The sequence below is a fragment of the Secundilactobacillus angelensis genome (genome assembly GCF_012641075.1).
Classification (GTDB): Bacteria; Bacillota; Bacilli; order Lactobacillales; family Lactobacillaceae; genus Secundilactobacillus; species Secundilactobacillus angelensis.
In genome coordinates, this window is the sequence record NZ_JAAXLJ010000027.1 from 16,768 (window position 1) to 31,118 (window position 14,351).

16 protein-coding genes are annotated in these 14,351 nt (G+C 41.2%); 14 read left to right on the forward strand and 2 right to left on the reverse strand.

Annotated elements, in window-relative coordinates; genetic code table 11:
- The 7 genes from HC026_RS11280 to HC026_RS11310 all read left to right on the forward strand — a co-directional run bounded on the left by HC026_RS11280 (position 1) and on the right by HC026_RS11310 (position 5,251).
- A complete protein-coding gene (locus HC026_RS11280; protein ID WP_168926029.1) occupies positions 1-210 on the forward strand; it encodes a YqgQ family protein in 210 nt (69 codons plus the stop codon).
- A gap of 19 nt (positions 211-229) precedes the next feature.
- On the forward strand, positions 230-1,204 hold the full coding sequence (locus HC026_RS11285; protein WP_168926030.1) for an ROK family glucokinase: 975 nt from the start codon (positions 230-232) through the stop codon (positions 1,202-1,204).
- Between the two features lie 23 nt (positions 1,205-1,227).
- Positions 1,228-1,641, forward strand: coding sequence for a rhodanese-like domain-containing protein (locus HC026_RS11290; protein ID WP_168926031.1), 414 nt, complete (start codon positions 1,228-1,230; stop codon positions 1,639-1,641).
- Between the two features lie 607 nt (positions 1,642-2,248).
- Positions 2,249-2,911 (forward strand): amino acid ABC transporter permease, encoded by a 663-nt coding sequence (locus HC026_RS11295; protein WP_168926032.1) that lies wholly within the window; start codon positions 2,249-2,251, stop codon positions 2,909-2,911.
- Entirely contained in the window at positions 2,892-3,581 is a 690-nt protein-coding gene (locus HC026_RS11300) for an amino acid ABC transporter permease (protein ID WP_168926033.1), read from the forward strand. The genes HC026_RS11295 and HC026_RS11300 overlap by 20 nt, the downstream gene beginning before the upstream one ends.
- Positions 3,574-4,314 carry an amino acid ABC transporter ATP-binding protein gene (locus tag HC026_RS11305; protein ID WP_168926034.1) on the forward strand — a complete coding sequence of 247 codons (741 nt, stop codon included), beginning with the start codon at positions 3,574-3,576 and terminating at the stop codon, positions 4,312-4,314. Before HC026_RS11300 ends, HC026_RS11305 begins: the two co-directional genes overlap by 8 nt.
- A gap of 76 nt (positions 4,315-4,390) precedes the next feature.
- Positions 4,391-5,251, forward strand: a complete 861-nt coding sequence (locus tag HC026_RS11310; protein ID WP_168926035.1) for a transporter substrate-binding domain-containing protein — start codon at positions 4,391-4,393, stop codon at positions 5,249-5,251.
- A 171-nt stretch (positions 5,252-5,422) separates the two neighbouring features.
- Here the strand turns inward: HC026_RS11310 and HC026_RS11315 are convergent, their stop codons facing one another.
- Positions 5,423-5,596: a DUF3042 family protein gene (locus HC026_RS11315; protein ID WP_089087682.1), complete on the reverse strand. Its 174-nt coding sequence runs from the start codon at positions 5,594-5,596 to the stop codon at positions 5,423-5,425.
- Positions 5,597-5,701: 105 nt separating this feature from the next.
- On the opposite strand from HC026_RS11315, the gene miaA reads away from it, so the two are divergent.
- The 3 genes from miaA to glnA all read left to right on the forward strand — a co-directional run bounded on the left by miaA (position 5,702) and on the right by glnA (position 8,474).
- Entirely contained in the window at positions 5,702-6,625 is a 924-nt protein-coding gene (gene miaA, locus HC026_RS11320; protein ID WP_168926036.1) for a tRNA (adenosine(37)-N6)-dimethylallyltransferase MiaA, read from the forward strand.
- A 78-nt stretch (positions 6,626-6,703) separates the two neighbouring features.
- Entirely contained in the window at positions 6,704-7,087 is a 384-nt protein-coding gene (locus HC026_RS11325) for a MerR family transcriptional regulator (protein ID WP_168926037.1), read from the forward strand.
- Positions 7,088-7,133: 46 nt separating this feature from the next.
- The gene (gene glnA, locus HC026_RS11330; RefSeq protein WP_168926038.1) at positions 7,134-8,474 is read left to right on the forward strand and encodes a type I glutamate--ammonia ligase; all 1,341 of its coding nucleotides are present in this window, start codon (positions 7,134-7,136) and stop codon (positions 8,472-8,474) included.
- 95 nt (positions 8,475-8,569) lie between these two features.
- Here the strand turns inward: glnA and HC026_RS11335 are convergent, their stop codons facing one another.
- Entirely contained in the window at positions 8,570-9,820 is a 1,251-nt protein-coding gene (locus tag HC026_RS11335) for a M20/M25/M40 family metallo-hydrolase (protein WP_168926039.1), read from the reverse strand.
- 239 nt (positions 9,821-10,059) lie between these two features.
- On the opposite strand from HC026_RS11335, the gene HC026_RS11340 reads away from it, so the two are divergent.
- The 4 genes from HC026_RS11340 to HC026_RS11355 all read left to right on the forward strand — a co-directional run bounded on the left by HC026_RS11340 (position 10,060) and on the right by HC026_RS11355 (position 13,790).
- The gene (locus HC026_RS11340) at positions 10,060-11,226 is read left to right on the forward strand and encodes a M20 metallopeptidase family protein (protein ID WP_232843740.1); all 1,167 of its coding nucleotides are present in this window, start codon (positions 10,060-10,062) and stop codon (positions 11,224-11,226) included.
- A 249-nt stretch (positions 11,227-11,475) separates the two neighbouring features.
- Complete coding sequence (locus tag HC026_RS11345) at positions 11,476-12,363, forward strand: exonuclease SbcC (RefSeq protein ID WP_168926040.1); 888 nt, start codon at positions 11,476-11,478, stop codon at positions 12,361-12,363.
- Positions 12,356-13,288, forward strand: a complete 933-nt coding sequence (locus HC026_RS11350; protein ID WP_168926041.1) for a hypothetical protein — start codon at positions 12,356-12,358, stop codon at positions 13,286-13,288. Before HC026_RS11345 ends, HC026_RS11350 begins: the two co-directional genes overlap by 8 nt.
- Positions 13,289-13,298: 10 nt before the next feature.
- Complete coding sequence (locus HC026_RS11355; RefSeq protein ID WP_168926042.1) at positions 13,299-13,790, forward strand: 2-deoxyuridine 5-triphosphate nucleotidohydrolase; 492 nt, start codon at positions 13,299-13,301, stop codon at positions 13,788-13,790.
- Positions 13,791-14,351: the final 561 nt, after the last annotated feature.

Sequence of the window (14,351 nt, forward strand, 5' to 3'; positions counted from 1 at the left end):
ATGAAAACGCTCTATGATGTACAGCAGCTGTTAAAACAATTCGACGTTTATGTCTATGTTGGGAAGCGCCTGTGGGATATTGAGGTCATGGCTTTGGAGTTAGATCATTTGCACGATGCCGGCTTAATAGACCATAATACGTTTGCCCATGCCAAATTAGTTTTGACACACGAGCACCGTCTTGAAGAAGCACGTGAAAACACGAAATAAGTCTGGAGGAAACAAGTTCATGGCAAAGAGTTTAATTGGTATTGATTTAGGTGGGACCACCACCAAGATTGCGTTCGTCACACACGACGGCGAAATCACTCAGAAGTGGAGTATTCCCACGGATGTGAGTGAAAATGGAAAGCATATCGTTCCTAATATTATCACGTCACTTAAGAAAACAATGACCGACTCCGGTTATACTAAAGATCAGTTTATGGGTATCGGAATGGGTACTCCAGGTGCTGTGGATATTGCAAATGGTACGGTGATTGGCGCCTACAATTTGAATTGGACCACCACTCAACGCGTTCGTGATCAAATTCAAGCGGGTGTTGGACTTCAATTAGTATTGGAAAATGACGCTAACGTTGCCGCATTAGGTGAATTCTGGAAGGGTGCCGGCGAAAAAGACCAAGATGTGATCTTTGTGACACTTGGTACTGGCGTTGGTGGCGGCGTTATCGCCGGGGGCCAATTATTGCACGGTATTAACGGTGGTGCCGGTGAACTAGGTCACATTACTGTCCAGCCTAATGGGTATTTATGTACTTGTGGCAAACGCGGCTGTTTGGAGCAATATTCTTCAGCAACTGGTATCGTTCACGTTGCTAAGGATATGGCGGCTGAATTCACTGGTAAATCACGGTTAAAAGAACTTTTTGATAACAATGAAGAAGTAACATCAAAGATGGTCACGTATTTAGCTGATAATGGTGATATTTTGGCCAGTCGAATTGTTGATCGGGTTTCGTTCTATCTCGGTTTAGCACTTGCTAACTGTGCCAATATTTTGAACCCAGCTAACATCATCATTGGTGGTGGTGTTTCCGCAGCTGGTAATACTTTATTGCAACCAACTACTCGTTATTTCCAAGAAAACACGTTCCCAGCTGTTCGTGATTCTACTCGGATCAAGTTGGCTCAACTCGGTAATGATGCTGGTGCAATTGGTGCTTCATCATTAGCACTCCGATTTGAAAACGCAGGCGCATAATTAGTTTTGGAAGGACGAGAGACATGGCTATTGCAGCAATTTCTACATCGACACTCTATTCAATCATTTTAGTGATTTTGTTACTGGTTTACTTGGTTTGGTATTTGGTAGGTATTTACCGTCGTAATCAAGCAGCTACCTTAATTGATGAAAAAACCTTTACGGAGGGTATGCGTAAAGCCCAGGTCATTGATGTTAGGGAAAAGAAGGACTTTGACGCAGGTCATATTTTAGGTGCGCGTAATATTCCGTATTCAACCATGCGGGCCTATTACTCTGGGATTCGCAAAGACTTACCGGTGTACTTGTATGATCAAGGTAAGGCAATGAGTTCACGCTCAGCAATTCTGTTGAAGAAGCACGGTTATCAGGATATTTATATTCTGAAGACTGGGTATGCACGCTGGGAAGGTAAGACTAAAAAGTCAACGATTTAATTAAAGAATGTTTATGTATCAGACAGACTTAATCTAACCAAAGATTAAGTCTTTTTTCTGTACCCCGCTTGTGATTCCATCAATTGTGGGTTCCTTACTATTCGGTATACTAATTATTCTCTAAGAAATAATTCTCTAAATTTTAGTAAGCAAACGCATTGCCATTTTTACAAGATGTGGTATCATAGGTTTTGTTGAAGGCGTAATTCATTGAAAAGTTATCAAGTGAAAAGCTTGCTTCTTTAGATAATGTTTTACAAGCTTGGCTTTAATCTTATTTTAATCTCATGAGTGGTCACGAATAAGAAGAGTAATTAAATTATGTTAGGTAAAGAAAGTCCCAGTTGATGAAAAGGGATCCTAGTCATTTAACGAAGTGCGCTTATTCAGAACCAATCTGCTTAATGGCAGATCGTCAGGACACGTTATCGTCCCGGGCTTGAAAACGAGCCGCAAAAACATTACCACAGGGTGGAATAGCGAATACAATCGTCCCTATCAGTTTAGAAATAAACTGATGGGGACTTTTTATTTACCCGTAAGTGGATTGGTTCTAACCACATGATTAATGATTGAAGCAATAATTTATTTCAGGGGGCAAAATGACATGGGTAGTTGGCAAATTATTCAGCAAAGCTTACCACTTTTTGAGAAAGGATTTGTGCTGACACTGTGGCTTTCATTTGTCGGTATCATTGGCTCGATAATTGTTGGTTTGATTTGCAGCTTATTGAAGTACTTTCAAGTTCCGGTTCTGGGTAGACTAGCTGCCATCTACGTTGAAATTTCGCGAAACACGCCACTGCTAGTCCAACTATTCTTTCTGTACTATGCCTTTCCAGTATTTGGATTCAAATTGAACGCTGAAATGTGTGGTATTGTTGGCTTGATTTTTCTTGGTGGCAGTTACATGTCAGAGGGATTCAATGGTGGTTTTGACGGCGTTAGTAAGACCCAAGTTGAAACAGGTAAGGCAATCGGTTTATCGCGGCTGCAATTAGCTCGCTATGTTGTCTTTCCACAGGGATTTACATTGAGTGTTCCAGCGCTTGCCGCAAACATTATTTTTCTTATTAAAGAAACTTCGATTTTTACGGTGATTGCCATTCCAGAACTGACAAATACGGCTTTGGATCTGATCGGCATGTATTACCGTTCAAATGAATACTTGTTTATGCTGGTTATCGGGTATGCGATTATTCTGATTCCGCTGTCAATCATACTCACCATTCTAGAAAAGAGGGTTCGCTATGGCACATTCGGGAATTAACGTTTTATTCGAAGGCCGTAACCTCATCCGTCTATTTGGTGGGTTATGGACAACAATTGAGATCGCAGCAGTTGCATTAATACTGGGTTTGATTTTAGGTGTTATTTTAGGTGTTTTACGAACTTTCCAGAATCGATTGTTAAGGGTGATCTTGAGGCTCTACCTGGAGTTCTTTCGAATTATTCCCACGGTTGTATTGCTCTTCTTGTTCTACTATATTTTGCCAAAGCAAATGGGACTCAACTTACTCGCCAATGAAGTGGCAACCTTGGTATTTGCGTTGTGGACGGCCGCTGAAATGAGCGATATCGTCCGTGGAGCGTTGATTTCGGTTCCTCAACATCAGCGTGAATCGGGGATGGCGATTGGACTTAGTCGCTGGCAATTATATCGTTATGTACTGATTCCCCAGGCGGTCTCGTTGGAATTACCCGCAACAATCAATCTGGTGACTCGGGTGATTAAAACAACCTCACTGCTGATGTTGATCAGTGTGATGGATGTGATCAACGTTGGACAACAAGTTGTCGAAGCAAACAACCAAAAATATCCAACTGGTGTCTTTTGGGTTTATGGCATCATCTTCGTGATGTACTTTGCAATTGATTATCCACTTTCTTGGTGGGCAAAACGAATGGATAAAAAGAGATTGGAGCGGGCAAATGGCTAAAGAAGTTATCAAAGTGGCGAATTTGGAGAAATATTATCAGAAGCGTCATGTGTTACATGAGATTAACTTTTCGATTCATGAAGGCGAAGTCGTGACCCTATTGGGACCTTCAGGCTCTGGGAAAAGCACCCTGATTCGCTGTCTAAATGGTTTGGAACCTTATCAAAAGGGTGACGTGATTTTTAACGGGGAAAAGGTCGTTCCAACGGAGAAAAACTGGCAGCAAATTCGTCAAAAAATTGGCATGGTTTTTCAAAGTTATGATTTATTTCCTAACTTGACGGTTCTTGAAAACATTCTTCTGGGCCCCGTTAAGGTACAACATCAATCTAGAGAAGAGGCGAAAGTTAACGCTGAACGGTTGTTAGCACAAGTCGGCTTACAAGATTATGAGAACGTTTATCCACGACAATTATCGGGTGGGCAAAAACAACGGATTGCGATTGTCAGGGCGTTAGCATTAAAGCCAGAATTGATGCTGTTTGATGAAGTAACGGCTTCACTTGATCCAGAAATGGTTCGTGGCGTGTTAAACATTATTTCTAACCTCGCTCAGGATTCGAATATGACCATGATAGTAGTGACTCACGAAATGAACTTTGCACAGCAGATTGCCGACAGAGTACTGTTTTTGGAAGATGGTCATATTTTGGAGCAAACCAAGGGAGACCAATTTTTCAAACAACCCCAGACTGATCGAGCAAAGGCTTTCTTGGAGAGTATGGATTTTTAACACTGTGAACCGTAACCTCAATCAATTTACTAACCAGACTTTTTATAAAACCAAAAAATTTTAGGAGGAACCACATATGAAGAAACTTGGGTTTAAAAAACTTGGATTGTTCTTAGGAATTGCTGCCAGTTTGGCATTGGTGTTAAGCGGCTGTGGCAGTAGCAGCAAGAGCAGTTCTTCAGCTAGTTCAACCAACAAGGGTCAAAGCACGATGCAACAGATCAAGAAGCGCGGGACAATCCGAATTGCCGTGTTTGGTGATTTGCCACCATATGGCTGGGTCAACAAGCAGGGTCAACGAGTTGGTTATGATTTGACCCTAGCGCGTCAAATTGCTAAGGATCTCAAGGTCAAGCCAAAATTTGTTCAAGTGAACGCAAATAACCGGGTTGACGCCCTTAATTCCAACAAAGTCGATCTTGTTTTAGCAAACTTCACTGTGACCCCAGAACGGAAACAAGTTGTTGACTTTGCGTCACCTTACATGAAGGTTTCTGTTGGCGTTGTTTCACCTAAGACTAAGCCGATTACTAAGGCTAGTCAGCTGCAGGGTAAGAACCTGATCGTGACTAAGGGGACAACAGCAGAAAACTACTTTACTTCCAAGCAGCCAAACGTTAAACTGTTGAAATTTGATTCTAAGACACAACAGTTCAATGCCTTGAAGAATAATCGTGGTGCTGCTTTGGCTGATGACAACTCTTATCTTTATGCATGGGTCAAGAATCAGCCCAAGTACACAGTTGGCATCAAGTCAATTGGGCCAAAGCAATATATTGCTCCAGCCGTTAAGAAGGGTAACAAGTCACTGCTTAACTACACCAACAAAGAAATCAAAACTTTAACGGACAAAGGTTTCTTTAAAAAAGATTACAACTCACAACTTAAACCATACTTTGGCAAGGAAGTTACCCCACAAGACATTATCATTAAATAAACGAGTAAACTTGTCATTTAATCATTAATTTTAAAAAACTCATCGTCTCCAACTTCTCGTACAATGGGATTGTTGGCAGTTAGACGATGAGTTTTTGATTGATGGAAAAGTGGTACAGAAAAAGCCCCAGTGGTAATGGGACTTCAAAGTGCAACGAGATATTAGAAACGATTAGTGATGGGCAGATCGTGATTTACGAGCAGCTCGCTTACGGTTCTCCTCAAACTTCTCTTCTTCGTCTTCGATCGGTTCAACAACTTTTTTCTTGAATGATAAAGCTGCACCTGCGACTGCACCAACAGTGGCTACAGTGCCAAATAAAAACCCTTTGATAAAATGCTTCATTGTTAAAGGCCCCCTGACAGGTTAAAATATGATTTGTTACCTACATTATGCAGGTTTTAGGCTTAAATTTCCAGTCATTAACAAAATTATAGTGGAGTGATCAGTTTGAAAAAAGTACTGGCCATAATCGGGCCAACAGCTGTTGGAAAAACGGCCTTATCATTGGAACTGGCCAAACAGTTCCATGGTGAAATTATTTCTGGCGATTCAATGCAAGTTTATCGTGGCCTGAATATTGGTACCGCAAAAATCATGCCAGAAGAACGGGAAGGTATACCACATTACTTAATTGATATCCGCAACGTTGATCAACGGTATTCAGTGGCTGATTTTGTCAGCGAAAGTCGGCATTTGATTGATGAGATTACTACCCGTGGCGGCTTACCCATGGTTGTGGGTGGGACTGGTTTCTACTTGAAGGCGTTACTTTACGACATGAATTTAGGTGGCGACCATTTTGAACTATCCGAGGCAGTTAGAAAACGGTGGCATGAATATGCGATTAGCCACGGACAGCAAGCCTTATGGGAACATTTAAATTCGATTGATCCTGATGCTGCAAAAAAAATTCCGATAGAAAACGAACGCCGGGTGGTGAGAGCACTAGAGGTCTATGAGCGCACCGGCACGCTGTTTTCCAAACAACAATCAGCGCTTCAACTGAGATATGATGCGTTTGTGATTGGGTTGAACACGGATCGTGCTCAGGTCTATCAACGGATCAACCACCGGGTAGACCTGATGCTTTCTCAGGGTTTGATGAATGAGGCTCGCCGACTTTATGAGGCAGGTGGGGAGCAGTGGCAATCCGGTAAAGGAATTGGTTATCGTGAGCTTTTTCCCTATTTCAAAGGTGAAGTTTCTGAGGTTGACGCAATTGAGAAAATCAAGCAAGATACCAGGCACTACGCGAAGCGACAGTTGACTTGGTTCAGGCACCAGCTTCCTGTTCAATGGTACGATATTATTGCCGATGATGAGACTAAAAATGAAATTGGTACAGCAGTATCAGAGTGGTTAGAAAAATGATGTTATAAAATATGACATGAAGTGTTGACAGTCAAACGAATAGTGGTATGATTAGACATATTAAAGGAGGTGAGTGCAATGGCAGAAAAAGAATTGCAACGTTCAAAGTCAGTATTGCCAATTGGTACGGTTATGAAGTTAACTGATTTGACTGCTCGTCAGATTCGTTATTATGAGGAACAACAGCTGGTGATTCCGGAACGAACGGATGGTAATCGGCGAATGTATTCGTTAAACGATATTGATAAGTTGCTAGAAATCAAAGATTATCTGGATGATGGTATCAATATGGCTGGCATCAAAGCAATTTATGCCCAGCAAAAGAAACGCGCTGACGATTTACAAAACGAAACGCTGACTGATAGTGATGTTCGTCGAATTCTTCATGATGAATTTCTCAATATCAGTGGTCTCGAACCTAATTCTGGTGCTCCATTGCATTCACAGCGACCTTTAAAGTAACAGCACTGTTGATGGTTACACAATCTATCATTCAAGGAGCGATTTTATGCCAAAACACGATTACACCAAAGACGATATTCGTCAAATGGCTAAGGACGAAAACGTCCAATTCTTACGATTAATGTTTACAGATTTATTTGGAACGATTAAGAATGTTGAAGTACCAATTTCGCAATTGGAAAAACTACTTGACAACAAGTTGATGTTCGATGGCTCTTCAATCGACGGTTTTGTTCGCATTGAAGAAAGTGATATGTATTTGTATCCTGACCTATCAACTTGGATGATTTTCCCTTGGAGTAGTGATCGTGGTAAAATCGCACGTGTGATTTGTGAAGTCTACACGACTGAAAACAAGCCATTTGCGGGTGATCCACGTAACAACTTGATTCGTGTATTGGATGACATGCGTAAAGCTGGTTTTACCGACTTTAACATTGGTCCAGAACCAGAATTCTTCCTATTTAAAATGGATGATAATGGTAAACCGACAACTGATTTGAACGACCAAGGTTCATACTTCGATATGGCACCGATGGATTTGGGTGAAAATTGCCGTCGTGAAATTGTGCTGACGCTTGAAGATATGGGCTTTGATGTTGAAGCTGCTCACCATGAAGTCGCACCAGGTCAACACGAAATTGATTTCAAGTACGCGGATGCGCTCCATGCGGCCGATAATATTCAAACCTTTAAACTGGTTGTTAAGACGGTTGCCCGCAAGTTTGGTCTGTACGCTACTTTCATGCCAAAACCGTTGGCTGGTATTAACGGCTCTGGGATGCATTTGAACATGTCACTGTTCCATAAGGATGGTAATGCCTTCTACGATGAAAAGGGTGATTTGCAGTTATCCCAAGATGCTTATTACTTCTTAGGTGGCTTATTGAAACATGCCCGTAGCTTTACAGCAATTTGCAACCCAACAGTTAACTCATACAAGCGCTTGGTACCTGGCTATGAAGCTCCGGTATACGTCGCTTGGTCAGGTTCAAACCGTTCACCATTGATTCGGGTACCAAGTTCCCGTGGCTTATCAACACGTCTTGAACTCCGTAGTGTTGATCCAACTGCTAACCCATACTTAGCTATTGCTGCCGTACTGGAAGCGGGCCTAGATGGTTTAAAGAATAAGATCGAACCTGAAAAGAGTGTTGATCGTAACATCTATCGGATGGATGATAAGGAACGTACGGAAAGTCATATCACAAACTTACCAGATACGTTGCACAATGCATTGAAGGACCTGACAGCCGATGAAGTGATGCGAAAAGCAATGGGACCACATCTATATCCTAGTTTTATTGAAGCTAAGAACTTGGAATACGATGCTTACCGGACCCAAGTTTCGAAGTGGGAACGCGATCAGTACCTCGAATTGTACTAGAATAAACTCTGACGATTTTTAAATCTCAATAACTAAAGGAGTCCGCTTACCAATCAACTTGATTGATAAGCGGACTCCTTTATTAGTGAACTAACTTATTCAAAATAAGCCCGAATCACTCGTTCATAAATGGCAATGAAATGTTCAAAAATTTCCAAATCAACGTATTCATCTATCTGATGAGCGGTCATATTGCCAGGACCAAAGACGGCAACGGTCATCTTCGGGTTAGCCCGAATTAATTCTGAAGCGTCCGTCCCGGCACTTGAGCCACCTAATGGTAGTTGTTCCTTCAGTTCTTCTTCCCCAATTCGTTGGAGTAATTGAATTAATTTGTTGTTAGGATCGCTTTGAACCGGGTACTTATTGCCTAATAAATTAAAGGATAATGCCGCTTCTTCAGTGTGATTTAAGTTTTGAATTAACGTTTTCAAGTGGTTGATAATCGATTCGTTAGCAATTTCTGGGATCGTTCGAACTTTTACGAACATTTCGGCATGGGAGGGAACGGAATTCAATTGCTCCCCACCACTGAACTTAGTTGTGACAGCAAGGCATCTGCCTAATACTGGATTAGTTGCAGTGAAATGGTCAAAGTATGCTTGTTGCTGCTGATACAGTTTTATGAGTGGTGCGATCGCGTCAATACCAAGTTCTGGTGTTGAACTATGGGCGGTTTTACCATTTGAACTGACTGAATAGGTAATAGACCCCTTGTGTGCGTAATTTAATACGAACTGTTCTGTGCTTTGATTATGAGCAAGCAGTTGCTCCAGTTGTGGTTTTGAAAATTGAAATGGGTTGGTGGGCGGTGTTTGCAACAACCAGGCATTAGGAACGCTGCTTGGCTCAGCGACGATAATGCCCGCTACATCGTCAACATAACCATGTTGGGCAAAATATTGAGCCCCTTGCATGTGGTTCACTTCACTGGATTCCTCACCAATTGTCGCCAGCAGTCGCACATGACCATGGAAATTAACATTTTTTACTAAATCAATCATGGCAATCACTTCGGCGGCCAAACCAGCCTTCATATCACTAGTACCACGACCATACATTCGTGAGTCATCGATTTCCGCTCCAAGTGGTTGATGTTGCCACTTTGAAGTATCGCCAAGCGCAACGACATCTTGATGGCCCTCAAGTGCTAAGACGGGCAGATTGGTGTCACCAATTTCGGCTACCAAATTATAGCGACCTGGTTCAACTTCAATCAGCTGGCTATCAATCTGGTGTTTTGCCAAATATTCTTTGAGAAAAGAAGCAACAGATTCTTCATGTCCACCAACCGAATCCAATCTGATAAGTTGAGTTAATAAATCTCTGCATTCTGTTTGATTCATATCATTCACGAGCCTTTGCTTAAAATGGGGACTATTTTGTTGAACTTAATTGACTGTTGCTAAAAACGTCGAGTAAAGTTTGACATTTAAGTCAAATAGATTAGAATATGAGAATAAGATTAGAAATAATAATTATTAACTATTATAGTGTTTATTCAGTATTATTCAAAGGATTTACGCTAATAAATGTCGACTTTCGTTGATTTTATTCTCATAAATTATAAAAAAGGGTGATTCTTTTGGTCAAACAAGTTCAAATAGATGCATCGGTTGAAAGTGAGATGCGCCGAATTTTTACAACTTTACATAAACATCCGGAATTGTCCAATGATGAATATTGGACAACTGAACAGATTAAAGGTGAACTTACAGCACTGGATATCCCAATCAAAGATTATGGCTTAGAAACTGGCGTTGTTGCTGAAGTTACCGGTAACCCAGATGGTCCTATTATTGCTTTGCGGGCAGATATTGATGCCCTCCCACTTCAAGAAGAAAGCCAATTACCATATCAGTCTCAGATTGAGGGCGTGCATCATGCCTGTGGCCATGATTTTCATACCGCGGCGCTCCTCGGTGCTGCTAGGTTATTGCGCCAACAACGCGATCAATTACCTGGTACAGTTCGATTATTGTTTGAACCTGGCGAGGAACGCCATACCGGGGCCAAAACAATGTTGAAGGCAGGGGCGTTAAACGGAGTTGCCGCAATTTTTGGGATGCACAATATGCCGCAGATACCCGTTGGTGAAGTTGGTGTGAAGGTTGGCAAACTTATGGCTTCAAATGATAATTTTGAAGTAACCATTAATGGTGCTGGTTCGCATGCTGCGATGCCACACACTGGTCGTGATCCGTTGGTGGCAACCGCTGCGATTATCATGAGTCTACAAACAATCGTCAGTCGCAATATTGATCCGGCAGATCGTGTGGTGGTAACGGTAGGACAGATTACTGGTGGTCATGCCAATAATGTGATTCCGGATGACTGTTTCTTCAAGGGAACCATCCGGGCTTTCTCTGATGAGAGTCGAGCACTAGCTAAAGAACGATTTAATGAAGTCGTTTCTAAGACCGCCTTGGCATATGGTCAAACAGCAACCATAACCTGGGATCAGGGGCCATCACCTGTTGACAATGAAGCCACCGTGACGAAGCTAGTAGCCGAACAAGCCCAGCAGTTTATGACGGTGATTGATCCAGCGATGACCAATGCAGATGATGACTTTGCTAGTTTTGAGGAGCAAGTCCCCGGTTGTTACGCCTTCATGGGGAGTCAAGGGCAGTCGAATCTACACCATTCAGATTTCATCGCCAATCCAGATGGGCTTAAGTACGCTGCTAAGTTACACGAAAGGGTTGCTATTGCTTTATTAAAACGAGCGGCTATTGGCGAAAATTTATAAGCGACAAAAAGCACCACTGATTAGCTTAAACGTTCTGTTTGAGCCAAAAGTAGGTGCTTTTTTTGAAACTGCCTATTTGAGTTCTGGCCTAATTAATTCTTGATTATAGAATGATGGAAGAACCCAGCATTTAGTGAGCACAAAGATTTCGTTTAAATATCAACTTTTTCGTTAAAACTGCTTTATTAATCATAAATTATCATTTAAGATTGAAGTATATACAGTGAGAAATAACAATCGAGGGATAATATGCCGAATAATAATGAAGAAGCACATCAAGAAGTTATACCGGGTCAGGCTCAGCTTGATTCATCTATCACCCAAAAAATCAACTATTTACAAACGCTTCAAGCAGCCTTAGAAGATCATGACGACCGTCAGATTTATGAACTAATTGACAAACCGCGGTATGATCGCGAGGTTAAAAAGTCTCGTTCCACCACTAAGAGTCAGAACTTAGCCGATTTAATTGCCGATGATCATGAACAGTTGAGTCACTATCTAAGTGAGAATTTGATTGACTACTTAGGTCAGACTTATCCTTTCTTTTACTATGACGAGGTCAAAAATGGCGAGTTTGATATTTACTTTGGTAACTGGTGGGATCGTCGCAAATTCGGGAAGCTTGACGTTTTAAACGTCGCTTTTGAATTTGACGAAACCGAATATAACAAGTTGAAGCGTGCTTTTGAATTGGATGCGCTTAATCAGCGTTATAATACCGAAAATATTGCAGAAATTTCAGCTGGTAGTGCCCAGTTACAAAAATTAATTGATGGTCAGGACGAACGTGATCATCAAAAGGAAACTTTACGACAACAGCTAAAAGAAGTTAGTCAAAAAAGTACATTGCCTTGGGATTCTGGTAAAGTCAAAGAGGAACGCCAGGGAATTGTTAATCAATTATCTCAGCTAGCAGATGAAGACGAAGAAGCTATTAACGCTAATAAGAAGATCAAAGAGAATGACGAAAAGATTTTGAGTCTATCCAAAGAAGACACAATTTTGACGTATGAGAAGCAAAGCATTCAGCAGCGATTTGAAGATTTTTCACACTTTGAATCCCATAATCAAAGTTTGTACACGGATTACCTGACAAATTTGATTGGTAAAGGGCAGGTGAAGGCTGATGATTAATGAGAATGACCCATCGACTCTGAGCACTAGCGGACGATTGCTTTCATATAATAATGCCGTCAAAGAAGGTTTAAAAACGGGTGAGCAATTTACTGAACTCATGGATCAATTGATCAACACGAAGGATCCTAAGGAATTGGTGGATGCAGCACAAGCCCTGTCCGTTTTTGAATTAGACAGTGATTACGTGACCTTTCCGCATCAGTATAACAATGCCGATTATTACTTGATTTTTATGAGTCGGTTGTTGGAATTGCATGATCACGGCGAAGCGATTACTTTAGAGTCTCACGAAGATAATCAACATCTGACCCAGCAGATTGCATCACTTGGTGATCTTGGTGTTTTTGCCTTTATCAGTGCAAATGATTCAACTGGTGGTGTTTATTATCAGGATCAAGTGACTGGTGAAACGCTCTTCTATTTGAATCTTAAGCGTCGGATGATGCGAATGAATAGTAGCGCCATCACAAGACTGTTTATTGAAACCTATGCTGATAAGGTTGAAAAGGATCAATTACTCGTTGCTACTGATTTGCTCATTGCATTTGGCGATGCCCTTAAAACTGACTTCGGCTTCGATGTAGACTTCAACTTGTTAGATACAAATAATAATGAATTCTACGCATTTCAGACTAGTAATTTGTCTGGCGAAATCGTTGATAAGTTATTTGTGGCCGCCGCATCTGAAAATTATATGTTGAAACATGATGAGGATGGTGCCGTTTTGGAATTGGCACCTGACTTAACGCTTAAGATCGCCAGTCATAATGCAACCGGCGGGGCAGCTTGGGGGCTTTACATCGCAGACAAGGACCAGCAAGTTTCATGGTTCAAAGTGTTGCTCAAATATCCGTTCTTACGTGATTGGTATCTTGAAAATATTGATGATCTACAGATTCGTTCAGATAGCTTAGTTTTTTAGAGGTGACATTTTGACGTTAGATTTAGCAAATTTACTACAAACAGCCATTCAGCGGCGCAATCAGTTTAATTACGAAAACCACGTTGAGATTAGCCAAGAAGAGGGATTAAGAAATGAATATGTCGCTCTTAGTACGTCATTAGCACACTTAGCTGACTTGATGGGTTGGTATCAGCTGCGGCAAGAAAGTCGCACCGTGGCTCCCGAGGAACTACTTCAAGCATACCTCGAGGTTATCGAGCATTCTTTCCAAGTGGCTGCAAAACAAACTTGGTCGCAACTCATCGTAATGAAACCAGCTGATTTAGATAAATTAGCACATAAACGGCCTGCAAAGAGTCTGAGTCAACAGTATTTATCGATCTTACATTTTGTTGATCAGTCGTTCTTTGATCGACAGCAAGACGCATTTCGACACGCCTGGCATCTCATTTTAAAGCTTGGTTTTGTAGACTTAGGCTTTAGTGGGGAACAAATTCAAGAAGCGTATTTACAAAATTAATGTGAAATCAAACGAAAGAGGAATCGATTATCAGCTACGATAATCGATTCCTCTTTTGTGAATAACTATGAAATGTGTAGTAATTTGAAAAATAATTGCACGTAAGCGCGCTTCGGTGTAGTAACAAGGTGCTTGGATTGAGCACGCTGACGGCTTGCGCTGAGATACAATTCCCATGCGCCGGCAAAGATAAACAAGCCGATAATAAATGAGATGAAAATCATCGCAATCCCCCCATAAATAAGATTTCAATTACGTTACAGCTTCATTATGGTTTTATGACATCCATTTTGCAAGCTATTTTATTCAAAAAGTTTGGGGCTGCAGGTAACTCGTTGGGTAACACAGTAGTTGCTTGTTAGATTAATTGTATATAACAATATGTTGAGATATAAGGCATATTCAGAATTGTGTTTTGACCACAAAAACTGGCTTTTTTATGATAAAAAATAAGTAAAAAAATGGGTCTACAATTTCTGGTATTGGTGAATAGCCAATGCCAGTTTTTTATTGGCCTTAGGAAATTATTAAAGGACACGAAGTCCTCACATGTTACGATTA